This is a genomic window from Dokdonella sp. (assembly GCF_035703485.1).
Classification (GTDB): domain Bacteria; phylum Pseudomonadota; class Gammaproteobacteria; order Xanthomonadales; family Rhodanobacteraceae; genus Dokdonella.
This window is the reverse complement of the sequence record NZ_DASSYD010000022.1, coordinates 25,474-48,134: the sequence shown is the minus strand read 5'-3', so window position 1 is coordinate 48,134 and position 22,661 is coordinate 25,474. Positions and strand designations below refer to the sequence as shown.

Below are 22,661 nucleotides of genomic sequence, written 5' to 3'. Positions count from 1 at the left end.
TACCGGCGAATCATCACCCCGGCGGGTTCAGCCGCCGCTTTTTTCGATCTTGGCGAGTGCACGGGTCTGGTTCTGGGCGATTTGCGTGTCCGACTCGTTCTTGAGTACGTCGACCAGGCTGCCTTCGCTCAACGAAGCTTGCCCGGTGACCACGACCTCGGCTCCGGCGACAAGGCCCTCGAGTACCTGGACGCGCGATCCGCTGTCATAGCCGGTACGGATCGTCTGTCGATGCGCCTTGCCGTCTTCAATGACATAGGCGATTTCGGCACCCCGGCTACCGAGGACGGCGGCTTTCGGCATCAGCACGGCATTGGTCAGGTGCAGAAACGAGATGTCCATGCGCGTGAACAGGCCCGGACGCAGGCTGCGATCCCGATTGTCGATGTTTACCGTCACCTTGACCGTGCCGCTATCACGATCAACGACCGGAGCCACGCGCTCGACCTTGGCCTGGAAGTGACGATTGCCCAGCGCATCCACGGTGAAATCGACCGGTTGACCGGCAGCAATGGCGACCGCATCGCGCTCCGGCACGCGCAACTCGGCGCGCAACTGATCGAAATTGGCGATGTCGAAGACGGCATCGTTGGCCGCCATCAGCTGCCCTTGCTTGACCCAGCGGCGGGTAATGACGCCATCGAATGGTGCGCGGATTTCGCTCTTGTCAACGCGAAGGCGGGCCAGATTGACATCGGCGCGGCGAATGGCGAAATCGGATTCGGCCTGATCCTGGGTATTGGCCGCGATCAGTTTGCGTTCGAGCAGCTTTTCACCACGGTCAACATCGTTCTTGCGGCGCTGCAGATCGGCCTCGGCCTCGCGCAATTGCAGGCGGCTGCGCTCGGCATCGATGCGCGCCAGCAATTGACCCTTGGTAACCCGATCTCCTTCCTCGACCAGCAATTTCAATACCGTGCCAGGTACTTCGCTGACCAGCTTGGCCTCGTGCTCGGCCTGCAGGGTCGCGGTGGCGGCATAGCGCGCGGTCAGCTCTCCCTGGACCACACGGGCCGTTTCAACGGCTTGCACATCCTTGTTTTCGGCCTTCTTCGCGACGGTATCCGTCGGCGCAGAGGCGCCTGAGCAGCCGGCGAGGGCAACCATCAGGGCAAGGGAAAGCGGTAGGAGTGAGGTCAGGCGGAACATGGATACACCGTGTTGTTTGGCTAGTGTTGTAGGTGACTATAACACCATAACTCATTCTGTCAATGCGGATTTCGCCGGGACTTTAATGCTGCGCCGCGGCATTCGCATCTGCCGAAGGTATGGGCATTGTCCCGGTAATGCGCTCAATGAGATGCCACCAAGGCGGAAAAGGTTGCGTGGGAAATTCCGGAATTTTCTTGTGTGCAGCGCAGCAACGGTATTGCTAAGATGCCGAAGAGCCTCCACTTTTCCCATCGGCCATGTCCCAACGATCCATCAAGACCAGCTCGCGACTCAACGAAGTCCGCTATGAAATTCGTGGCACCCTCAGCCATCGCGCTCGCGAGCTGGAAGCCGAAGGCCGCGACATCGTCCGCTTGAATATTGGCAACCCCGGAGCGTTCGGTTTCGAGGCACCGGCGCATGTTCGCGAAGCCGTCAGCCGCGCCTTGCCGCGCAGCGAAGCCTACTGCCAGCAACAAGGCCTGCCGCTGGCGCGAGAAGCGATCGCAGCCCAGCAACGCAGCCGCGGATCATCGACTGCAGTCGCAGACCGGGTCTTCATCGGCAACGGCGTCAGTGAACTGATCGACCTCAGCTTGCGCGCTCTGCTCGAACCCGGAGATGAAGTGCTGATTCCTGCCCCGGATTATCCGTTGTGGACGGCCGCGACCATCCTCAATGGCGGCAAGGCCGTGCACTATCCGTGTCCGGCCGAGCGCAATCACTGGCCGGATGTGGTTGAAATGGAGGCGCTGATCACGCCGCGCACACGCGCCATCGTGCTGATCAATCCGAACAATCCCACCGGTGCCAATTACTCACCTGAACTGCTGGCCGAGGTGGTGGCACTGGCCGAACGTCATCAGCTGGTCCTCATGGCTGACGAAATTTACGACGGCATTCTTTATGGCGATGCGGTTTTCCAGCCCTTGGCGGTACTCGCCGGCGAGTTGCCCTGCATCAGCTTTGGTGGGTTGAGCAAGGTCCACCGCGCCTGCGGCTACCGGGTCGGCTGGTTCAGCGTATCCGGCAGCGACTCGCGAATTGCCGACATGTTGCATGCCTTCGATCTGCTCGCAGCGCTGCGTCTTTGCGGCAATGTGACCGGACAGTGGGCGATCGAGCCTGCCTTGCAAGGCGCCGAGACGATCAGTGCATTGACCACCGCTGGCGGACGCCTGCATGCATCGCGTCAAGCCGTCCTTGATGCGGTCGAGCGCAGCGAATTTCTCGATGTGGTGGCCCCGGCAGGTGCGCTGTACGCGTTTCCCGGAATCAAGCCGGATCTGATCGAAGCATTTGATGACGAGGCGTTTGCCTTGCACTTGCTCGAAAGCGAAAGTGTCCTGATTGTCCCGGGGTCGAGTTTTAATGTGGACTACCGGAATCATTTCCGGATTACACTGCTCCCCGAGGCGAACGTCATCGCCGATGTATTCGAGCGCATCGAGAGTGCGTTGAGCAGAACGGCACAAGCGAATCGGCGCTCACGTCACGTTGCCTGATCAGGCGCTTGCGGAGATTGCAATGGCTGTAGCCGATTCCGAGCGGCGCTTTCTCGCCCTTGGTGATTCCTACACGATCGGTGAGGATGTGACCGAATCGATGCGCTGGCCAGCGCAATTGACCGCTCGCTTGCGTGAGCGCGGCGTCGAGCTGGTCGATCCGGATATCGTCGCGACCACGGGCTGGACTAGTGACGAGTTGCTGCAAGCCATCGATGCACGCGAGTTCGATCCGCCGTATGCGATGGTCAGTCTGCTGATTGGCGTCAACAATCAATATCGTGGCCGCGATCTCGACAATTACCGCGAAGAGTTCAGCGCACTGCTGGATTTTGCGGTGCGCATCGCTGCAGGCAAACCAGCGGCGGTGATGGTCATCTCTATTCCGGACTGGGCGACCACCGCGTTTGCCCGGGCCCAGGGCATCGATGCGGTCAAGGTGGCTGGAGAAATCGACGCGTTCAACGCGGCGGCGCGGGCCATTTGCCGGGATCGTGGCAGCCACTGGATCGATGTAACCGAAATCTCGCGCGACGCGGGACGTCAGCTGCTGGCGAGTGATGGGCTGCATCCCTCGGCTGCGCAGTACTCCCTGTGGGTTGACGTCATCGAACCGGTTGCTCACTCGATAATTGCCAGTCGACTGGGCTAACCAATCTGCTAGCTTTTAGAGCTGGCTGCTAAGACGATCTTGCGTTCCTCCGCAAAGCTCAAAGAGCTCGAGTTGCCCGATCGGCGCGTGTCTGCCGATCGCGTGATTCGACCGCCTGTAACATAAACGATATAGCTCAGCTTGTCGGCGAAGCCGACATTGCCGAACATGTCTGCGGGTCTGCAGGAAATGACAAACTCAACCATCCAGGGTAATTCGATCGTTGCGCAAGATGACCCCTTGAGGGTTTCCGAGACTACGAACGTCACTTGCCCTGGCTGATCGGTTTTCAAATTTGGACGCTGCAATGCGCTCACCGTGCCGACAAAGATCAGGTCGGAAGTCATGACCTTTCTGACTACGGATTTGCGCAGCGCATCGAGTTCGGCTCGATCAAGCTCCCGTTGTTGCGCAGGGGCAAGCGTACCACACGCATAAGCCGTGATCGGCGCCAGCGTGATCATGAGGGCAATTCCAATTGCCCTGACCATGCGCATCGTGGACCTGCTCATACTCAGCCGGGGGTAATCTCGAACACAAGAACGCTGACCGCCGCCGTAGAGGTCCCGCCACGGCCATCCGAGATCGTGTACCTGAAGCTGTCGTAGCCGGAGAAACCGTGGATCGACTGATAGTGGATCGTGTTGTCGGCGTTGATGGTGATGGTGGCCAGACCGGGGCCGGTGTGCTCGACCGAGATGACGGTCAGCGGATCGCCATCCGGATCGCTGTCATTGGCGAGTACATCGATATCGTTGTCATAGCCCTTGAGGACGTTGTCATCATCGTTGACCGCAATCGGCGGCCGGTTCGATTCCGCTGCGGGATTCACGGTCACCGAAACCGAGGCCGTCGCGGTACCTCCGCGACCGTCGCTGATCGTGTAGGTGAAGCTGTCGGCACCCGAATAGCCCGCCATCGGCGTGTAGCTGATACCGCCCGCGGAGATTTCAGCAGTGCCATGTGCCGGCGAGGAAACCGCGGTGATGGTCAGCGGGTCATTGTCCGGATCGCTGTCATTGGCGAGCACGTCGATCAGGTTGGCGATCGATTCGAAGTCCACCGTGATCGCGTCGTCGGCCGCGCTTGGCACGCCGTTGAGGTATTCGCGCGGGCCCAGCGTGGTTGTGGTCGTTGACTCCTCGAAGCGATACACATCAACGGTGCGCTTGTGTTCGCCCGGATTGCGCAAGGCACGCTCGATCCAGGCGGGATTGGCCTTGACCGGCTCGCGCACCCATTCGACCTTGTCGGGCACCGCTGCGGGCTCGGCCGCCGGCACCGTGGTTTCCTCGATGGTCAGGAATTCGACATCGACGCGACGATTCTTCTGGCGATTTTCCGCAGTGTCATTCGGATGACTGGGATTGAGTTCGCCATCGCCGCGAGTATCGATTTGATCGGCCGGGATGCCGCGACTGATCAAATACGCCTTGGCACTGGCAGCGCGGCGTTCGGAGAGTTTCTGGTTGTAGGCTTCGGGACCGACCGAATCGGTATGACCGACGACGCTGACGCGGCTGACCCGCGCATCCGAGGCGAGCTTGCCGATCAGCGCATCCAGAGCGGCAATCGCGTCGGCATTGAGTTCGTCGTGATCGAAGCGGAAGAAGGCATCGCCATCGAGGCGCACATCATTGCGCACCACGCGCGCTTCGGCAGGGGCGGGCGCGGGTGCTGGGCTCCTGACTTCAACCAGTTTGAACGGCTCGCGAGCGCGGTAGTTCTTGGCAAAGTCGTAGCGCACCAGCAACCAGCCGCGAGTGTCGGACTTGTCGACTTCGAAATCACCGGATTTGCGCGCGTATTCGCCCTGTAGCGAAAGACTGAATGGATTGTTGCGGAACAGCTTGTCGACCCCGAGCGAAAAGGTCGACTGATCCGAACTGAACTTGCCCTTTTCGTAGTCGAAGCCGCCGCGAACGCGCAACAGTGGCTGATCAAAATAGGAGCCAAAGCGCAGCCCGATGCCGTTCTCATAGGGGTGTTCAAACGCGTTGATCAAGGTATCGATGGTCTGGCTCTGGGTATAGTCGCCGATCTCGTCGCTGCCGCTGATCGTGGTGGTATCGCTGAGCAGGCGCGCGTCGACCAGGCGGCTGCCGCTGGTCGCATGGCTGATGTAGGTGCTGAAAAAGAGGTCATTTCGCTCCCAGCCGAGGCCGAGTGTGGCCTTGCGATCCTTGAAGCGGTTCTGGTCGCCGGCAGCAAAGAATTTCCAGACCGTTGCCGAATCGCTCTCGGCATTGCCGCTCAGGCGGTTGTAGCCAATCTGCAGACCGCCAGCACCGCCCTGGCCAAACCAGAGTTCGCCGAGCCACGCGGATTCGTCGGTTTTGCCGAGAATGGCGAGGATTTCGCCAAGGACGTCGCCGTCATTGTTGATGCCCAGCGATACCCGGGCGTTCGAGCCCACATAGGTGAGTGGGATGGTTGCATCGCCGGAAACCGGCTCGGACGCAGGCTGTGCATAGGCGGTAGCGGAAAGCGCGAAAGCGATGCAGAGCGGCAACTTGCGAATCATGTCGTATCCCCTGACGGTGGCATATTCCCCTGGACCGCGAATTATCCAGTATTTTAGGCGGTCAACGAAACCTTTGGATCAATGGCGATTTGCGACCGTCGCGATGCTGCCCCTTGTTCCACCGACGAACAGCACCCATCTGGGTTTCGAATTCTTGTGCCGATTTTGAGGAATGATCATGTCCAACGCCGAACCTGTTCGTCAGCGCATCGAGTCGATGCTCGCCAATCACCGTGTGATGTTGTTCATGAAGGGCACGCGTGACGCGCCAAGTTGCGGCTTTTCAGCTGCAACGGTAAGCGCGCTGAACGGCTTGCTTGATGACTACGAAACCTTCGACGTCCTCAGTGACGAGACCATTCGCCAGGGCATCAAGGAATTTGGCAACTGGCCAACGGTTCCACAGCTCTATGTGGACGGTGAGCTGATCGGCGGCGCCGATATCGTCCAGGGCATGGCCGCCAGCGGTGAACTGCACAGTTTGCTTGGGCTGCCGCAACCGGATCGCACGCCGCCGGAGATTACGATCAGCGATGAAGCGGCCGTGCAGATTCGCAATGCACTCAACGATGCCGAGGGCATGGGGTTGTTTCTGGCCATCGATGAGCGATTCCAGCCGCAATTCCAGCTTCGCGAAACCCAGGGTAATGAAATCCTCGCGCTGGCCAGCGGTATCGAAGTGCGCTTCGATCCGGCCAGTGCGCAACGTGCCAAGGGTGCCCGCATCGGATGGACAGAAACCGCGCAGGGCGAGGGTTTGTCGATTGACTTGCCCGCCGCGCCGCCGCGTGTGCATGCGCTTGATGTGCAGCGGCTGAAGCGTTTCCTCGATGAGGCGGCAATAACGGTCATCGATGTACGCCCGGCCGAGGAGCGCGCGATCGCTGCGTTTGCTGGTGCCGAAGTGCTTGATGCCGATTCGCATGAGCGTTTGCTGAAGTTGCCGAAGGAGACCCCACTCGCCTTCATCTGCCACCACGGAAACTCCAGCCAGCGCGCAGCCGAGTACTTTCGCGAGAAAGGGTTTCGCGTGGTACACAACGTCAGCGGGGGAATCGACGCCTGGTCCAGCGAGATCGATCAGAGCGTGCCGCGCTACTGATTCACGCGATCCCGTGTTGCGCCGCGACATGGGATCGACTGGACAGGGCCTATACTTCGAGTCATCTTCATGCCGTGATTCGCGTCACGTTACGTGCCTGAAAAGCCGAGGTTGCCCATGCGTCCAATTCTTGCGATCTGTATTTTCCTTCTGTTGAGTGCTTGCGCGGGTTCCGGGCCCGGAAAAGCGGCCGCCGATGCCTGTGTCGCCGAGGCCAATCAGCGCCTGCAAGGCAAGACCTTCGATCTGGATGCGGCCAAGTTGGCTGCCAGTGCCGCGCAGGAAGCCGGAACGACCGATATCTGGCACCTGTCCACTCCCGTCGTGTTCGATCGCGGCCTTGCCTCGGAGTTCACCCAGAATTTCAAGTGCAAGGCGCGCGTGGATGCAGGCAAGGCCAACGTGATATCGCTGGAATTCATCTGGGCGATGGAAGATCTCAAGCTGGATGAATCCGGCGCCAACTGAGTTGCGCTGGATCGCGCTACCGGCCCACTGAGCCGGCGCATGAACTTCCTGTCCTGGAAGTCGGACTCCATCGGCGTGAGCTGCTAATCTGAAGCGCTGCCTCCGGATGCAAGGCAACGCTGACCATGCCTGTCGATTACCTGAAAAAAATCCTTACCACGCACGTCTATGACGTTGCCCGGGAAAGCGCGCTCGAGTTCGCGCCGCGTTTGAGCGCGCGAACCGGATGCACCGTCTTGCTCAAGCGTGAAGACACCCAGCCCGTGTTCTCGTTCAAGTTGCGCGGGGCCTACAACAAGATGGCCGGGCTGAGTCAGGCGGAGCTGAGGCGTGGCGTGATCGCGGCCTCGGCCGGCAACCATGCCCAGGGTGTCGCTCTTTCCGCTGCGCGCCTTGGCTGCACAGCGGTCATTGTGATGCCGGTGACGACGCCCGAGCTCAAGATTGATGCGGTGCGCTCGTTTGGCGGCGAGTGGGTCGAAATCGTCCTTCACGGCGAGTCGTATTCCGATGCCAAGGCGCATGCGGATGTTCTGGCCTCGCGGCACAAGCTTGTGTTCGTGCATCCGTTCGACGATCCCGATGTGATTGCCGGGCAGGGCACGATCGGCATGGAGATCCTGCGCCAGCATCCAGGGCCGATCGAAGCGGTCTTTGTGGCGATCGGGGGCGGCGGCATGATTTCCGGCATCGCCGCCTACATCAAGGCGGTACGCCCCGAGATCCGAATCATTGGTGTCCAGGCCAGCGATTCCGACGCGATGGCGCAATCCCTTGAGACAGGTCGACGGGTCAAGCTCAAGGATGTCGGATTATTCTGCGACGGTACCGCGGTCAAACAGGTCGGCAAGGAAACATTTCGACTGTGCCGGGAGCTGGTTGACGAGATTGTCCGCGTTGACGTCGATGCGGTGTGCGCAGCGATCAAGGATGTTTTTCAGGATACGCGCAGCATTCTTGAACCGGCCGGCGCGCTGGCCATCGCCGGGATGAAGGCGTGGACGGCAAAGCAGGGTGTCAAGGGCAGCTCCGTCGTCGCGGTCGCCTGTGGCGCCAACATGAACTTCGATCGTCTGCGCTTTGTCACCGAGCGCGCCGAGGTCGGCGAATCCCGAGAGGCCGTGTTTGCGGTGACGATTCCGGAGCAACGCGGCTCCTTTCGGCGCTTTTGCGATGCACTGGAAGGAAACAGCATCACCGAGTTCAACTACCGAATTGCCGATCTCGATCAGGCTCACCTGTTTGTCGGCGTGCAAGTCAATGGCAGCAATGATCGAAAACGGGTTGCCCGCACATTGCGAGCCGAAGGGTTCGCCACGCTTGATCTGAGCAACGACGAGCTGGCCAAGCAGCATCTGCGTCACATGATCGGTGGGCGCTCGGCCAGTTCCGAAAGCGAGCGTCTCTATCGCTTCGAATTTCCCGAACGGCCCGGCGCCCTATTGCGCTTTCTTTCGGCGATGAACCCAGAGTGGAATATTTCACTGTTTCACTATCGCAACGAAGGTGCCGACTACGGCCGCATTCTGGTCGGCATCCAGGTTGCCGATTCAAGCAACAAGGCATTCCGCAAGTTTCTCGACAAACTCGGCTATCCGCATTGTGACGAAAGCGAAAACCCGGCCTATCGATTGTTTTTGCGCGGAAATGCCGAGCGCAAGGAATAAACGGTCAGCGTGTTTTCTCGAACGGGATCATCAAGGCATCGCTGATCAATTGGCGCATAATCAGACGATACTCGCCCGGAGATTTTCCCATGTGGATTGCATTCGCGCTGGCCTTGCTGGTGTTTCTTGTTTTGGCATTTCGTGGTTTTGCCTTTCTGGCCTGGGTCGGTTCGGCGGCAGTCATCCTGATCGGCTGGCGCCTGACCGGGATCGCTTCGCCGACCGCCTTCATGATCGTCGTCGTTGTGCTCGCAGCATTTGCCGTGTTGTTCGGCATTCCGGCCCTGCGTCGAAACCTGATCTCGCGCTTTGTCATGCCAATCTTCGCCAAGGTATTGCCGCGACTCGGTGACACCGAACGCATTGCCCTGGAGGCAGGTACGGTCTGGTGGGATGCCGATCTGTTTTCGGGCATGCCGGATTGGCAGAAATTGCTTGATTTCGAAGAGCAACCGCTCAGCGACGAAGAGCAGGCCTTTCTTGACGGCCCGGTCAATGAATTCTGTCGCACGGTCAATGATTGGGAGGTTTACCAACGCCGCGATCTGTCACCCGAAACCTGGCAGCAGATCAAAGATTTTCGCCTGTTCGGCATGATCATTCCGAAAAAATACGGCGGCCTCGAATTTTCTGCGCTTGCCCAATCGCGCATCGTCACGCGCATATCGAGTTGCTCGGTGACTGCCGCGGTGACCGTGATGGTGCCGAATTCACTCGGCCCTGGCGAACTGCTCCTGCACTACGGCACCGAGGCACAGAAGGAACGCTATCTGCGGCCGCTGGCCGAGGGCACGGAGATTCCCTGCTTTGCCCTGACCGGCCCCGAGGCCGGTTCCGACGCCGCCGCCACGCAATCCGAGGGCATCGTCGAGAAACGCATGATCGATGGCAAGGAAGTGCTCGGTTTGCGCTGCAACTGGATGAAGCGCTACATCACTCTGGCACCGGTGGCGACCTTGATTGGTCTCGCCTTCCGGCTCAAGGACCCCGATCACCTGATTGGCGATGTCGAGGATCGCGGCATCACCTGCGCCCTGATCCCGCGAGATACGCCAGGAATCGAGATCGGCCAGCGTCATGATCCGATGGGCGTGCCGTTTCACAATGGTCCGACGGTCGGGCGCGATGTGTGGATTCCATTTGATGCCGTTATCGGTGAAATGGATGGTGTCGGTCACGGCTGGCGCATGCTGATGGAATCGCTGGCCGCCGGCCGCTCAATTTCACTGCCGGCATTGAGTATCGGCGCCGCGCAGATGGCTACGCGCATTTGTGGTGCCTATGCGACGGTACGTGAGCAATTCGATACGCCGATTGGTCGCTTTGAAGGAATTGAGGAGCCGCTGGCACGGATTGCCGGTTTGACCTACCTGATGACGGCGACCCGCGATCTCACCTGCGGCGCACTCGATGCCGGGGAAAAACCTGCCGTGATCGGCTCGATCGCCAAGGCGTATCTGACCGAAGCGATGCGCCAGGTAATCAGCGACGCCATGGATATCCGTGCGGGCAGCGCGATCCAGCGCGGGCCACGCAACAAACTTTCTCGCGCCTGGGATGCGGTGCCGATCGGCATCACCGTGGAAGGTGCGAATATCCTTACCCGATCGATGATCATCTACGGGCAGGGAGCAATCCGCTGCCATCCTTTCGTGCAGAAGGAAATCGACTCGGTGGCAAACAAGGATCTGAAAGGATTCGATCTCGCCATCTTCGGTCACGTCAACCTGCTCGTCACGCGCTCGGTGCGTACCCTGTTGCTGGCCCTGACCGGATCGCGTCTGGCTGGCGTACCGCAAACCGAGGATACCGCCCGCTATTACCAGCACCTGTCACGTTTCTCGGCGGCATTCACGATCGTTTCGGATCCCGCAATGGGCACGCTCGGTGGCTCGCTCAAGCGCCGCGAAAAAATCTCCGGTCGACTCGCCGATGGCCTGGCTTATCTGTATCTGGCCTCGGCCGCACTCAAGCGCTATCACGATGAAGCCAAGACCACGGCCAACTACGCGCTCGTGCGCTGGTCGGTCGAACTGTGTCTGTATCGCGTGCAGGAAGCCTTGCTCGGTGTGCTGGAGAATTTACCCAATCGATCGGCGGCCGGTTTGCTCAGCGTGCTGATCTTTCCGCTTGGCGCACGTTTCCGGCCACCAAACGATCGCATCGGTGGCCGTGTCGCCCGCGACATCCTTGAGGATCGCGAAGCGCGCAAGACGCTGACTCAGGATGTCTATCTGCCGCCCGCCGACCAGCCCGGTCTCGGAACTCTCGAAGCTGCGCTGGACAAAGCGGTTGGCGCCTTGCCGATCGAAACCAAGCTGCGCGATGCCGTGCGTGCCGGCAATCTGGATCGCGCACCGGGACACATGCTCGATGACCTTGGTCTCGCCGCAGGGGTCATCACTCAGGATGAATACGATCGCCTCAATGACGCCCGCGATGCGCGCAACGAAGTGATCCAGGTCGATGCGTATGATCCCGAGGTTTACAAGACGCTGCACTGATGAAAGAGCCAGCCATCTGGCATTTCGATTTCGTCTCGCCTGGATGGCTGAATGTGTCCGCGCGCTGAACCGGATTTTGCGCGCACAGAGCAGGTTCACGATTCGACCGCTCCAATACGCTGCGTGGTGTCCGGGTTGTTGCGAATTTGCCCGGGCGAACCGCTTACACATTGGAGAACAACACGATGAAATCTGTATTGCTCGTTTCTACCCTTGCTGCCGTTCTTGGACTGAGCGCCTGCAGCCAGCAGGACTCTGCTGTCGAGGCTCAACGCGATGTTGATCAGGCGCGCCAGCAGGCCGCTGAAGATGTTGCAGAGGCCCGCCAGGACGCTGCGCAGACCTCCGCTGAAGCTCAGCAGAAACTCGACGCCGCACGCGAAGCGGCCCGCGCCGATGTGGCCGAAGCTGACGCCAAGGCCAACGAAAAGATCAATGCCGCCACCGATGAAGCGATGAGCACCGCAGACGAAGCCAATCAGGATGTCGCCGAGGTTCGCGCGGATACGATCCATGCCCAAGCCAAGGCCGATTACGACCTTGCCGTGGCCAAGGCTGATGCAGATCTCAAGATCGCTCTGGAGAAATGCGAATCGATGGCCTCGGGTCAGGTTGTGGTCTGCAAGGATCAGGCAAACGCAACTCATGAAATCGCCAAGGCCAATGCCAAGCGTGCGCTGGATGATGCGCAGGCCGTAGCCAGGGACACCAAGCGTTAACAGCGGGTGAGGTGATCAACAAGGGCGACTACGGTCGCCCTTGTTCTTTTCGACCCGCTGGATCGCCTATGCTTGTTCCATGCAACGCTTCCTGCTCATCCTGACCTTGCTGTGCGTGGCTACGCATTCCGGGCCGACCGGTGCGGTCACCGTATTCCGTTGTGTGGGCGAAGACGGCGTCATCAAGTTTCAGGATACGGCGTGCAAAGGGAACGAAAGCGGCAGGAAAATCGAGTTGCCGGAGCCGTCTCGTGCATCGACGGCGAATCCATCGGCAAGTCCTGTTCCGCAGCCGGATTCGAAAGCCCTGGTGCCAACTCAGCCACCATCTCGGGCAAGAGCGGTTGTAAAGCCCGGCGCAAGCGCAATCTTGTGCCGACGCGAAGACGGCAGTCGCTATCTCAGTGAGAGCGGGCGCGGAGAGCAGCGAGCGGTTCCGCTCGGCATGCTTGGCGTTCCGCAGAATTCTCTTGCCGGGGCGTATGCCGGAAGCGATGGTATTGGAGTTTCCGCGCCCGGCTTGCGCAAACCGCCAACAGATCGCTCGGTCTACGGCCAGCTCGGCACGGCATATGTCTGGGTTGAAGATCCGTGCGCGCGAATCAACGGCGCGCAATTGTGTCAATTCTTCGGCGAACGTATTGACGATGCAGAGCGTCGTTTGCGTTATGCGTTCAGCGATACCAGTGATCAGGTTCGCCGCGAGCTCGAATCGTTGCGACAGCGCGCCAGGGATTGCCCGCGCTGACTTCAGGAGACCAGACTGAACGGGTCTCGTGGCGCATGACGACGCTCGAGATCGAGCAAATGCTTCTTCGCCTTGAGTCCGCCGCCGTACCCGGTCAGGGATCCATTCGCGCCAATGACACGATGGCAAGGCACGATGATCGACAGGGGATTGGCGCCATTGGCCAGGCCGACGGCGCGACTCGCTTTCGGATTGCCGATGCGTCGGGCGAGTTCACCATAGCTGATCGTTGTTGCATAAGGGATCGTGCGCAAGGCCTTCCACACGCGTTGCTGGAATTCGGTTCCCTGCGCTGCGAGCGGCAGGTCAAACTCGATCAGCTCACCGTCGAAATAGGCAGCGAGTTGCCGTTTCGCTCGCGAAAACGCATTCGGTTTGCGCACCCATTCGGGCGGTATCACCAATGGCTGCCGGGATTCCGGAAGACCGACGAAACTCAAGGCTTCGTCAGTCCCTGCGAGCACGATCGCGCCGATGGGCGAATCGATGATGTCGTAGAGAAGCGGCATTTCATTCTTTCTAGCTGACATGGTTTGTCTCTCCTGGAATTTGACTGGAGGCCGTTAGCGGTTCGCGGTAAGCGCCTATCGCTAACCGCATCCACTTCAGCCGGCGCTGCGCCAAAGCAACATCACGGCATACGCTCGCCACGGTCGCCAGGCTTCGGCGAGCGCTTGCATGGCGCTTTCGTTGATGGCTGTGCCGTCTCCGGCGATCTTGCGCAAAACAAGATCTCCTGCAGGAAATGCATCCGGGTGCGAGTGCGCGCGCATCGCGATGTAGTGCGCTGTCCACGCGCCGATACCGCGCAAGCTGCATAATCGCGTCACGGTTTCCTCAAGCGTTTGTTGTGCCGAAAAATCGACGCGGCCGTCAACGCATGCCTGAGCCAGACTTCGAATCGTCGCTGCCCGCGCACGCGTCACGCCAATCGATTCGAGCGGCGCGTCGGCCAGTGCTGTGGGTGTCGGAAACAAGCCTCCGAGCCCGACCTCCTCAGCGGACGGATGAGAAGTGCCGAAGCGCTTCACGATACGCGCTGCCAACGTGCGCGCAGCCGCTACCGAGATCTGCTGGCCGAGCACGGCGCGCACGCCGAGTTCGAAGCCGTCCCATGCGCCGGGCAGGCGTTGACCTGGCCAGCGCTTCGCCAGAGGCCGCAAGCGCCGGTCGCGCTGCAACGTCTGCATGATCGTGACCGGGTCGGCGTCGACATCGAACATGCGACGCACACGGCTGACCAGATGGCCAAGCTGCAGCGGTCGCACACCATGCACACTCAAACGCAATGCGGAATCGCCGGAGATCGGCGAGACGCTGAACCAGCCCGGTTCATCATCAATGACGAAGCTACGGCGGTAGCCATGCTCATTGACGCTTTCGACGCCCGCAATGGTCCGGCGTTCATAAAATGCAAGCAAGCCGGCGAAGTCATACGGGGCGCGATATGGCAAACGCAGTTCGATCGCATTGTCAGTCTTGCCGCGGCTGCTGCCACGGCGAAAATCCCGCGGCGGCTTTTTGTAAGCATCGACGAACGCGGCGTTGAAGCGACGCAGGCTGGCATAACCTGCCGCTCCGGCAATCGCGGTAATCGGCAGGCGGGTATCGGCCAGGAGTTGCTTGGCAAACAGCAAACGCCGAGTTGCGGCGACATCGAGCGGGCTCGCCCCAAGTTCCTGATCAAACAGGCGGCGCAACTGGCGCTCACCGACGCCCACGCGCGCGGCGAAGTCCGAAACTGATTGCCCATCGAGTGCTCCCTGTTCGATCAAGCGCAAGGCACCCTTGACCAGTTCGCTGCTGGCATGATGCAGCGGTGAACCCGGTGCAGCCTCGGGCCGACAGCGCAAGCAAGGTCGGAAGCCGGCAGCAGCAGCTGCGGCAGCACTTGGGTAGTAGCTGATATTGGATGCTTTCGGCGTCGGCGCCGGACAGACCGGACGGCAATAAATGCCGGTGGTTTTCACGGCCGTGAAGAACAGGCCGTCAAAGCGCGCGTCACGAGTCAGCCGGGCTTGTTCGCAGATGGCGGGGTCGAGGGCTGCGCAGGAATGTTCGGTTTGCATGGTTGCAATCTAGCAGCGATTGTCGTGGCGGACTCGCCGTTTTCGGACATCAATCCCCGGGTGATCCTTGTACTGAGGTTTTCAGGCATGGCAGCCCTGTCGGATTTTTCCTCGCCGCCCAATCTCTCGTCGCCCCTGCGCAGGCAGGGGCCCAGTGACTTTGTTCTTGATGTTTACGCCGCTTAGCGGCGCGGCATGCCTGCCGGGGTTTCACTCGCTCGCCCGGAGGCGAGTGAAAAAAGCAGGGATGCCGCGCGACGAAGGCGCGTGCTTTGTCCCGTCTAAAAAATCAGAAACCGTAGCGCAAAAACCCGCCATCAACAGCAATACATTCACCGCTGATGTAAGAGGCTGCCGGCAGGCACAGGAAGGCAATGGCGGCGGCAACTTCCTCGGGTTCGCCGATGCGTTTCATCGGCGTGTGTTCGAGGACCTCTTCCAGATAGTCCGGATCTGCCAGGGCTGGTTCGGAACGTTGGGTGCGGATGTACCAGGGTGCGACTGCATTGACGCGGATTCCGTCTTCGGCCCATTCGATGGCGAGGTTGCGGGTCACCTGGTGCAAGGCGGCCTTGCTCATGCCGTAGGGTGATCCGGTGCGTACCGAGGTCAGTCCGGATACCGAGCCGACGTTGACGATTCCGGCGTTCGCATGTTGCGCGAGTTGGGGGTGTGCGAGGCGGCACATTTCGAATGCCGCGATCAGATTGGTTTCGATGATTCCGCGAATTTCCACTTCGTTGTAATCGAGCGTCGGCTTGGGCGTGTTCATGCCGACATTGTTTATCAATAACGAAAGATCGAGGCCGAGGTCGGCGATGAAATCGAAGACTTCAAATCGCTGTTCGGCCTCGCTGACATCGGCGCCAATGGTATGCAGCGCGTTGCGCGGAAATTCCTCGGCCAGTTCGTCACGAATCTGTTCAAGATAAGGCTCATCGCGAGCGACGAGAACGATGTCTGCACCGAGGCCGGCCAGTTCGCGCACGCAGGCGTGGCCAATGCCACGACTCGCCCCGGTCACCAGGGCCAGTTGTCCATCGAGTCGCCAGCGGGATGCGTTCATGTCGGCGGTTTCGCTTGTCCGTGTCAGGTCGGCGAGGCAGACTCAGCGACTGCACCCTGCCAGTTCGGAGATGATCATGGTACGACAAATCCTGAAATTCACTGCCAGCCTGCTCGTCCTTGGCTTGCTCGCTGCCTGTTCGTCGCCGTCATCTGATGTGCCGGACAAGGCCGCCGACCAACCGGCAGCAGCCGAAGTACGCAAGCCCACGGTATTCGATGATCAGCTCAAGGCGCTTGACAAGGCCAAAGCCGTTGAAGCGACATTGAAGAAGGCAGAGGCCGAGCGCAGCAAGGAAATCGACGAGCAGAGTGGCGGCTGATTACCGATTGGCCGTTGCCTTGAGGCGACAAGCTGGCCATCGACGACATCGCTTCTGGCTGTCCCGGGAAAAGCGAGATGGCCTTCATTCCAGCGTTTCAAGTCACTCGTTCAGTCCGCAATTGCAATGCGCGACCACGCCGAACCGATTGCCGCCGAGGTGATTGAGCATGCCAAGCACGCGTTGCAATTCGCTGCTGGCGAGCAGACGGGTTGGCAGCGAAGTCAGTCCTGACCAGCGACCGAAGCTGACTGCGGCGTCACTGTTGCTGAGCGACAAGGCAAAGCGCTCCCAGGTACTCATCTTGCGTTCGACGTAGCGGGTCTGGAAGTCGTTGCCGAGTTTGCCGATGGCGGCAGCCGCGCTGATAGCGTCATGCAGGCCGCCGAGTTTGTCGACCAGTCCGCGTTGTCTGGCCTGCGAGCCACTCCAGACACGACCCTGTGCAATTGCATTGATTTCAGCCGGGGTCTTGCCGCGCGCTGAAGCCACCTTGCCGATGAAATCCCGATAGCCCTTCTGGATCACGCTGGTCAGAATCGTTTCGACCTTGGGGTCGAGCGGACGGCGGATATCGAAGGCGCCGGCGATTGGCGTGGTGGCCACGCCATCGGTGTAGATGCCGAGTTTCTCCAGAGTCTGCGGAATCGTCACCAGCATGCCGTAGATACCGATCGATCCGGTGATCGTGGTTGGCTGCGCCCAGATCTCATCGGCGTCCATCGAGATCCAGTAACCGCCGCTGGCAGCGACGTCGCCCATCGATACGACGACGGGTTTTCCGGCTTCCTGGATCAATTTGACTTCGCGACGGATGATTTCAGAAGCATAGGCATCGCCACCGGGTGAGTCGACACGCAGCACAACAGCCTTGACCCGCTCGTCATCGCGAACCTGGCGCAGCAATCTTGCGGTTGTCGTCGCGCCGACATCGCCCTTGGCTTGTTCGCCCTGCACGATCTCGCCCTGGGCGACGACCACGGCGACCTCGGGCCGCGCATCAGGCAGCCTGGAAGCGACCTGCATGCCGAGATAGTTCGACCAGTTGACCTGGCGGAAGGTCTCGCCGCTGTCATCGGGTTTGCCAAGATCACTGAGCAGCTTGCGTGCCTGCGGGCGCGTCGCGAGCTTGTCAACGAGGCCGTGATCGAGAGCCAGCTTGGCCAGGTCGCCGTTGAACGTCGGCACCAGCACATCAAGCTGGGCGATGTCATCGGCAATGGCCGCGCTGTCCAGCTTTCGCATCGCGGCGATCTCATCGAGGAATTCGTTCCAGATGCCGCCCATCCAGTACAGATCGGCTTCCTTGGCGGCGTCCGAGGCATGATCGAGAATGTAGGGCTCGCCGGCGGATTTGTACTCGCCAACGCGGATCAGGTGCACCTCGACGCCGAGTTTGTCGAGCGCGTCGCGGTAGTAGCTGCGGTAGTTGGCAAAACCCTCAAGCAGGACCGAACCTTGCGGATCGAGCAAGATCTGGTCGGCATGTGCAGCGAGGTAGTACTGACCTTGTTGCATGCCTTCCGAAACCACGACCACATCCTTGGCGGTGGCGCGGAATCGATCCAGCGCCTGACCGATCTCGCGCATGGTTGAGATCCCGGCGGCCATCTGGTCCGGAACCAGAACGATGCGAGCGATATTCGGATCTCGCCCGGCTGCATCGATGACCTGCAAGATGTCACGCAGCTGGATTTCCCTGACCGTATTGCCGGTCAGGCCGGCGAGCGCACGTTCACTTGCATCGGCACTGTATTGCTCGACGACCGTACCTTCGGGATCAAGCACCAATGCAGTCTGTTCATCGAGGATTGGGGTCGATCGAAAAAATGCGGAGAACAGCAGGGCAAGCACGATGACGAGAATCGTGTTGAGAATCAGGCGGCGGGTGAAATTCAGGGTATTCCAGATTCCGCGCAGAAAGCGGACGAAAAAGCCCGGTTGGGATGTCGACATGCGTTGGTTCCGTATCCGGCGTGCAGAACAATTTCTGCTTGGCAGGTTGTTGAAATTCGATCCGGCGAGTGCGAGACAAGGCGAAACGGCTTGGGAAAATGCAATTTGCCTGCGGCAAACAAGCATTTTGTGGCGTGTTGCGCCGCCGAATCGTACCGACTGGTTGGAATTTCAATAGCTTGTCAGGGCAGGGTAGCCGAAATGTATGCCGGCTGGCATGGGCTTATCGTCGGACCGGCAGTTTCATGGCGATCGACCAGAATCGCGACGTCAGCAGAATTGCGGCCACACTGAGTCCGGCAATCAGGCCCATCCACATGCCGGCTGCGCCCAAGCCGTGGCGGAAGGCCAGCCAGAGACCGGCCGGCATGCCAACGCCCCAGTAGGCGAAACCCGAAATCAGCATCGGCAGGCGCGTGTCCTTGAGGCCGCGCAGTGCACCATTGGAGGCGGCTTGAACGCCGTCGGAGAGCTGGAAGATGGCGGCCAGTACCAGCAATTGCGCGGCCAGTGTAATCACAGCGGCATCATCGGTGTACATGCTGGCGATACGCTCGGGCAAAGTGAACAACAGGGTCGCCGAAACGATTTGCACAGCCAGTGTCAGCATCATGCCGACGGCTGCCGCCTGACGCACGCCGTGGCCATCGTTGCGTCCACGCGCATAGCCGACGCGAACGGTCGTCGCCATGGCGATACCGAGTGGCACCATGAACACGACCGAGGCGATGTTGATGGCGATCTGGTGGCTGGCGATGATGTCGGTACCGAGTTTGCCGATGGTCAGCGCAACGGCAACAAACAGGCCGGCTTCCATGAGCAGGGTTACTGCAATCGGTGCGCCGATATTGAGCAGTTCGCTGAGGGTGCGCCGATCCGGTTTGTCAAAGTGGGCCAGCAAGTTGAGATCGCGAAAGCGTGATCGACGGGCAACATAGAGCGCAAACGCGCCGCACTGCACCCAGAGCACGATTGCCGTTGCCAGCCCGCAGCCGAACGCGCCAAGGCGTGGAATGCCGAGCGCGCCGTACATCAACACATAGCCGATCGGGCCAAGAAGAATCAGGCCGAGCATGCTGAAATACATGGTCGGGCGGGTCATGCCCATGCCTTCGGTCAGGCCGCGCAAGGCGAAGAAAACCGAAAGCGCCGGCGCTCCCCAGGCAATTGCGCGCATGAACGAAGTGGCATCGGCGATCAGATCGGCATCAACACCGATCAGGCCAAACAGCAACGGACCGAGAAATGCGGCGGCGAATCCGAGGCCGATACCAAGTGGAATGGCCAGCCACAGGGCCTGACGGAAGACTGCACCAATCTCATCGTTGCGTCCGGCACCGCGCAACTGGGCAATCGAAGGCTGCAAGGCCATCATGATGCCGATGATGGTGATGATTGCGAGTACCCAGACGTTGCTGCCAAGCGCGACCGCACCAAGCGTATGCGCATCGAGATGACCAGCGAGCACGGTATCGATGAGGTTCATGCCGATTGCCGAGAGCTGGCCCAGCACCAATGGTGCGGCGAGCAGGATGGTGGCGCTGAACTCGGAGAGCAACCGCGGACGGTCGGTGGATAGAATGGCGGTCATCGGAAGTGCTTCCTGCGACCGCCAAGTATAACGGTGTGATGCAGGATCAGCGTTGCCTTGGTGCAAGATCAGCAAACGGAGTGAACTGCATGCGTGTCATGTTGACTGGAGCCACCGGGTTTCTTGGCGGGCATGTGCTCGGTCGGCTGCTTGCCGACGATGTCGAAGTCACCGCCGTGGTGCGCAGTCAGGCAGCGGCCAGAAATCTCGGCGAGCGCGGGGTGAGAAGCGTCGTTGGCTCACTTGAAGACCCGCTGATTCTGCGTGAGGCACTGGATCTTCCAACCGATGCGGTATTTCACATTGCTGCCGACACCAGCACCTGGCGCGGCCATGCCGAACGTCAGACGCGGACCAATGTCGAGGGAACGCGCAATGTCCTCGCCGCCGCCGAGGCTGCCGGTGTGCGTCGCTTCGTGCATACCTCGTCGGTCTCCGCGTTCGGCCAGCAAGAGCAAACTCTCAACGAAACTTCACCGCGCCTGGGCAAGAATTCCTGGATCAATTACGAGCGCACCAAGGCGATGGCCGAGGAACTCGTACTCGAGGCAGACGCCAGAGGCCGGATCGAGACGATGGTGCTCAATCCGGCGCATATCCTCGGTCCGGGTGACAGACACAACTGGGCGAGCATGTTTCTGCTGATCGACCAGGGCAAGTTGCCCGGCGCGCCGCCGGGCTCGGGTGCCTTCGCCGATGTGCGTGAAGTCGCCAAGGCCCAAATCGCCGCCTGGCACCATCCACAGCACGGCGAACAGTTTCTTCTCGGGGGTGTGCAAGCGAGCTTCCTTGAACTGATTCAGGCCATTGCGCTCGAGCTCGATCGCAAGTCTCCGGTTCGGGCCATGCCGGCCGGGTTCATCCGCGGCTACGCGCGCGTACTCGATGCCATGAGTCGGCTCACTGGCCGCGAGCCTTCGTTGACGCCGCAGGCCGTCTCGTTTACTTGCCATCATCTCAAGGTCGATTCGACCAAGGCGATTCGCGAGCTGGACTACCAGACAACACCACGGAATGTTTTGGTTCACGATACCTGTGTCTGGCTGCGCGAAGAGGGAATGCTGAAAGCCCCATGAGCAACGATTTCGATCTGCCGCCATTGCCACCACCGGTGCCGTCAGCGCTGCAGCCGGATGCGCAATTCAGCGAATCGGTGGCGGATGAACCCGAGCGCACCTGCCCGAACTGCGGCGCACCGGCACACGGGCCGTATTGCTACGCCTGCGGTCAGTCCGAGAAGGGCATGATCCGGCATCTGTCCGAGGTCATGTCGGAGTTCGCCGATATCGTCCTCAACGTCGATTCGCGAATCTTTCGTTCGTTGTGGGATCTGTATCTGCGCCCGGGCTATCTGACGGTCGAATATCTGGCCGGTCGCCGTGCACGCTATGTCACTCCGTTCCGGCTGTTCTTCTTCCTCTCGATTCTTGCGTTTTTCTCGATGCAACTGGCTGTGCCCAAGATCGATCCAAAGGATCTTGGCGTCGTGGCCAGCATCAGTGATGCAACGACGCCCGAGGAGGTCAAGGCAACCGTCGATGAACAGATTGAAGTGGCAAGAAAGAAGTTTGGCGCATCAAAGAATCAGTCCGTCGAGCAGGCCGAACTTGAGGCAAAGGAAAACGAAATCCGCCAGAAGGGAGCCGATCGGCTGCGCGTGCTGAAGAGCGACATCGACGCTGCGATCCAGACCCTGAGCGCGGCGACAGGCACTTCGTCGAGCAGCGCCGACAAGGCTTCAGATTCGGTTGGCGACGATAAAGGGCGCTTGCAGAATGAGCCTGCAGCAGGCGTGGCCTCAGCGACCCCCGTGGCTGGCGATCCGGATCCTGACGATGATGGGCTAAGAATCAGTTTGTGGGATCACAACTGGAGCAAGGATGACCCGGTACGCATCGAATGGTTGTCTGACGGAATCAACGCCAAGCTCACCGACACATTTATTCACATGAAGGAAAACGCCGAAAGCATCAAGAAGGATCCCACGCGTCTGCTTTCTGGTTTCATCTCGGTTCTTCCGCAAACGCTTTTTCTCGTGATGCCGCTGTTTGCCGTGCTGCTCATGTTTTTCTATGTGTTCAAGCGGCGACTGTACATGGAGCACTTGCTGGTGGCCTTGCACAGCCATGCTTTCATCTTCCTCTCGATCCTGGTCATTCTCGGCCTGCGTTTGCTCGGCGACCTGGCCGGCGCGCGGGTCTGGTTGACCGCACCATTGGGCTGGTTGTCAGGGCTGGCCTGGATCTGGTTGTTCACCTATTTGCTGCTGATGCAGAAACGCGTCTACCGGCAAGGTTGGTTCATGACCATTCTCAAATTTGGCATGGTCGGCATCAGCTACACATTCGTCTTGTCGATTGCATTCTTTTTCGCCGTACTGGCCAGTCTGGCTCTTACTTGAGCACCTTTCAGGACAGGAAAAGCAGCCGCTGTCGCGATGGTGGCGGGCGGCAGACCGTGCAGGCGCTGGGAACCGACCTTTTTCGCCCCTGTCAAGACTGTTCTGCACAGCGAAGCCGACTCCTCACGATTTCGCATGAGCCCCCTTGATGCTGCATTTGTTGCACTTGTGTTGCGCTGCAAGTCATTGAATTGAAAAGCGAAAGAATGGGTGGT

The 22,661-nt window shown here is 60.0% G+C and carries 19 protein-coding genes; 11 read left to right on the top strand and 8 right to left on the bottom strand.

Features of this window, described 5'->3' with window-relative positions; translation table 11 throughout:
• Positions 1 to 27 precede the first annotated feature (27 nt).
• Positions 28 to 1,149 carry an efflux RND transporter periplasmic adaptor subunit gene (locus tag VFN25_RS02030; RefSeq protein ID WP_325138280.1) on the bottom strand — a complete coding sequence of 374 codons (1,122 nt, stop codon included), beginning with the start codon at positions 1,147 to 1,149 and terminating at the stop codon, positions 28 to 30.
• Positions 1,150 to 1,409: 260 nt separating this feature from the next.
• Between VFN25_RS02030 and VFN25_RS02025 the strand changes: the two genes are divergently transcribed.
• Together VFN25_RS02025 and VFN25_RS02020 are read left to right on the top strand one after the other, a co-directional pair.
• Positions 1,410 to 2,657 (top strand): aminotransferase class I/II-fold pyridoxal phosphate-dependent enzyme, encoded by a 1,248-nt coding sequence (locus tag VFN25_RS02025; RefSeq protein ID WP_325138278.1) that lies wholly within the window; start codon positions 1,410 to 1,412, stop codon positions 2,655 to 2,657.
• A gap of 22 nt (positions 2,658 to 2,679) precedes the next feature.
• On the top strand, positions 2,680 to 3,309 hold the full coding sequence (locus VFN25_RS02020) for an SGNH/GDSL hydrolase family protein (protein ID WP_325138276.1): 630 nt from the start codon (positions 2,680 to 2,682) through the stop codon (positions 3,307 to 3,309).
• Positions 3,310 to 3,317: 8 nt separating this feature from the next.
• Here VFN25_RS02020 and VFN25_RS02015 read toward each other — a convergent pair whose 3' ends face one another.
• Positions 3,318 to 3,773, bottom strand: a complete 456-nt coding sequence (locus VFN25_RS02015; RefSeq protein WP_325138274.1) for a hypothetical protein — start codon at positions 3,771 to 3,773, stop codon at positions 3,318 to 3,320.
• A 50-nt stretch (positions 3,774 to 3,823) separates the two neighbouring features.
• The gene (locus VFN25_RS02010) at positions 3,824 to 5,833 is read right to left on the bottom strand and encodes an Ig-like domain-containing protein (RefSeq protein WP_325138271.1); all 2,010 of its coding nucleotides are present in this window, start codon (positions 5,831 to 5,833) and stop codon (positions 3,824 to 3,826) included.
• A gap of 178 nt (positions 5,834 to 6,011) precedes the next feature.
• Between VFN25_RS02010 and grxD the strand changes: the two genes are divergently transcribed.
• The 6 genes from grxD (at position 6,012) to VFN25_RS01980 (ending at position 13,041) form a co-directional block, all read left to right on the top strand.
• A complete protein-coding gene (gene grxD, locus VFN25_RS02005) occupies positions 6,012 to 6,935 on the top strand; it encodes a Grx4 family monothiol glutaredoxin (protein WP_325138269.1) in 924 nt (307 codons plus the stop codon).
• 117 nt (positions 6,936 to 7,052) lie between these two features.
• Complete coding sequence (locus VFN25_RS02000; RefSeq protein ID WP_325138266.1) at positions 7,053 to 7,403, top strand: hypothetical protein; 351 nt, start codon at positions 7,053 to 7,055, stop codon at positions 7,401 to 7,403.
• 125 nt (positions 7,404 to 7,528) lie between these two features.
• A complete protein-coding gene (ilvA, locus tag VFN25_RS01995; RefSeq protein ID WP_325138265.1) occupies positions 7,529 to 9,070 on the top strand; it encodes a threonine ammonia-lyase, biosynthetic in 1,542 nt (513 codons plus the stop codon).
• 89 nt (positions 9,071 to 9,159) lie between these two features.
• The gene (locus tag VFN25_RS01990) at positions 9,160 to 11,574 is read left to right on the top strand and encodes an acyl-CoA dehydrogenase (protein ID WP_325138263.1); all 2,415 of its coding nucleotides are present in this window, start codon (positions 9,160 to 9,162) and stop codon (positions 11,572 to 11,574) included.
• Positions 11,575 to 11,759: 185 nt separating this feature from the next.
• Positions 11,760 to 12,293 (top strand): hypothetical protein, encoded by a 534-nt coding sequence (locus VFN25_RS01985; RefSeq protein ID WP_325138260.1) that lies wholly within the window; start codon positions 11,760 to 11,762, stop codon positions 12,291 to 12,293.
• 79 nt (positions 12,294 to 12,372) lie between these two features.
• Positions 12,373 to 13,041, top strand: coding sequence for a DUF4124 domain-containing protein (locus VFN25_RS01980; protein ID WP_325138258.1), 669 nt, complete (start codon positions 12,373 to 12,375; stop codon positions 13,039 to 13,041).
• 2 nt (positions 13,042 to 13,043) lie between these two features.
• Here the strand turns inward: VFN25_RS01980 and VFN25_RS01975 are convergent, their stop codons facing one another.
• The 3 genes from VFN25_RS01975 to VFN25_RS01965 form a co-directional block, all read right to left on the bottom strand.
• Entirely contained in the window at positions 13,044 to 13,550 is a 507-nt protein-coding gene (locus VFN25_RS01975; RefSeq protein ID WP_325138293.1) for a methylated-DNA--[protein]-cysteine S-methyltransferase, read from the bottom strand.
• Between the two features lie 96 nt (positions 13,551 to 13,646).
• Complete coding sequence (locus VFN25_RS01970) at positions 13,647 to 15,110, bottom strand: DNA-3-methyladenine glycosylase 2 family protein (protein ID WP_325138256.1); 1,464 nt, start codon at positions 15,108 to 15,110, stop codon at positions 13,647 to 13,649.
• A 289-nt stretch (positions 15,111 to 15,399) separates the two neighbouring features.
• The gene (locus tag VFN25_RS01965; protein ID WP_325138254.1) at positions 15,400 to 16,176 is read right to left on the bottom strand and encodes an SDR family oxidoreductase; all 777 of its coding nucleotides are present in this window, start codon (positions 16,174 to 16,176) and stop codon (positions 15,400 to 15,402) included.
• A 76-nt stretch (positions 16,177 to 16,252) separates the two neighbouring features.
• Between VFN25_RS01965 and VFN25_RS01960 the strand changes: the two genes are divergently transcribed.
• Positions 16,253 to 16,498, top strand: coding sequence for a hypothetical protein (locus VFN25_RS01960; protein WP_325138252.1), 246 nt, complete (start codon positions 16,253 to 16,255; stop codon positions 16,496 to 16,498).
• A gap of 102 nt (positions 16,499 to 16,600) precedes the next feature.
• On the opposite strand, the gene sppA is transcribed toward VFN25_RS01960, so the two are convergent.
• Positions 16,601 to 18,454 (bottom strand): signal peptide peptidase SppA, encoded by a 1,854-nt coding sequence (sppA, locus tag VFN25_RS01955; RefSeq protein ID WP_325138250.1) that lies wholly within the window; start codon positions 18,452 to 18,454, stop codon positions 16,601 to 16,603.
• Between the two features lie 223 nt (positions 18,455 to 18,677).
• Positions 18,678 to 20,045 (bottom strand): MATE family efflux transporter, encoded by a 1,368-nt coding sequence (locus VFN25_RS01950; protein ID WP_325138248.1) that lies wholly within the window; start codon positions 20,043 to 20,045, stop codon positions 18,678 to 18,680.
• Between the two features lie 89 nt (positions 20,046 to 20,134).
• Between VFN25_RS01950 and VFN25_RS01945 the strand changes: the two genes are divergently transcribed.
• On the top strand, positions 20,135 to 21,121 hold the full coding sequence (locus VFN25_RS01945; protein ID WP_325138247.1) for an NAD-dependent epimerase/dehydratase family protein: 987 nt from the start codon (positions 20,135 to 20,137) through the stop codon (positions 21,119 to 21,121).
• The gene (locus VFN25_RS01940; RefSeq protein ID WP_325138245.1) at positions 21,118 to 22,446 is read left to right on the top strand and encodes a DUF3667 domain-containing protein; all 1,329 of its coding nucleotides are present in this window, start codon (positions 21,118 to 21,120) and stop codon (positions 22,444 to 22,446) included. Before VFN25_RS01945 ends, VFN25_RS01940 begins: the two co-directional genes overlap by 4 nt.
• Positions 22,447 to 22,661 lie beyond the last annotated feature (215 nt).

Coding starts and splice junctions, on each gene's coding strand:
- VFN25_RS02030 (WP_325138280.1), bottom strand. CDS start 1,149: ATGTTCCGCCTGACCTCACTCCTACCGCTTTCCCTTGCCCTGATGGTT.
- VFN25_RS02025 (WP_325138278.1), top strand. CDS start 1,410: ATGTCCCAACGATCCATCAAGACCAGCTCGCGACTCAACGAAGTCCGC.
- VFN25_RS02020 (WP_325138276.1), top strand. CDS start 2,680: ATGGCTGTAGCCGATTCCGAGCGGCGCTTTCTCGCCCTTGGTGATTCC.
- VFN25_RS02015 (WP_325138274.1), bottom strand. CDS start 3,773: ATGATCACGCTGGCGCCGATCACGGCTTATGCGTGTGGTACGCTTGCC.
- VFN25_RS02010 (WP_325138271.1), bottom strand. CDS start 5,833: ATGATTCGCAAGTTGCCGCTCTGCATCGCTTTCGCGCTTTCCGCTACC.
- grxD (WP_325138269.1), top strand. CDS start 6,012: ATGTCCAACGCCGAACCTGTTCGTCAGCGCATCGAGTCGATGCTCGCC.
- VFN25_RS02000 (WP_325138266.1), top strand. CDS start 7,053: ATGCGTCCAATTCTTGCGATCTGTATTTTCCTTCTGTTGAGTGCTTGC.
- ilvA (WP_325138265.1), top strand. CDS start 7,529: ATGCCTGTCGATTACCTGAAAAAAATCCTTACCACGCACGTCTATGAC.
- VFN25_RS01990 (WP_325138263.1), top strand. CDS start 9,160: ATGTGGATTGCATTCGCGCTGGCCTTGCTGGTGTTTCTTGTTTTGGCA.
- VFN25_RS01985 (WP_325138260.1), top strand. CDS start 11,760: ATGAAATCTGTATTGCTCGTTTCTACCCTTGCTGCCGTTCTTGGACTG.
- VFN25_RS01980 (WP_325138258.1), top strand. CDS start 12,373: ATGCAACGCTTCCTGCTCATCCTGACCTTGCTGTGCGTGGCTACGCAT.
- VFN25_RS01975 (WP_325138293.1), bottom strand. CDS start 13,550: ATGCCGCTTCTCTACGACATCATCGATTCGCCCATCGGCGCGATCGTG.
- VFN25_RS01970 (WP_325138256.1), bottom strand. CDS start 15,110: ATGCAAACCGAACATTCCTGCGCAGCCCTCGACCCCGCCATCTGCGAA.
- VFN25_RS01965 (WP_325138254.1), bottom strand. CDS start 16,176: ATGAACGCATCCCGCTGGCGACTCGATGGACAACTGGCCCTGGTGACC.
- VFN25_RS01960 (WP_325138252.1), top strand. CDS start 16,253: ATGGTACGACAAATCCTGAAATTCACTGCCAGCCTGCTCGTCCTTGGC.
- sppA (WP_325138250.1), bottom strand. CDS start 18,454: ATGTCGACATCCCAACCGGGCTTTTTCGTCCGCTTTCTGCGCGGAATC.
- VFN25_RS01950 (WP_325138248.1), bottom strand. CDS start 20,045: ATGACCGCCATTCTATCCACCGACCGTCCGCGGTTGCTCTCCGAGTTC.
- VFN25_RS01945 (WP_325138247.1), top strand. CDS start 20,135: ATGCGTGTCATGTTGACTGGAGCCACCGGGTTTCTTGGCGGGCATGTG.
- VFN25_RS01940 (WP_325138245.1), top strand. CDS start 21,118: ATGAGCAACGATTTCGATCTGCCGCCATTGCCACCACCGGTGCCGTCA.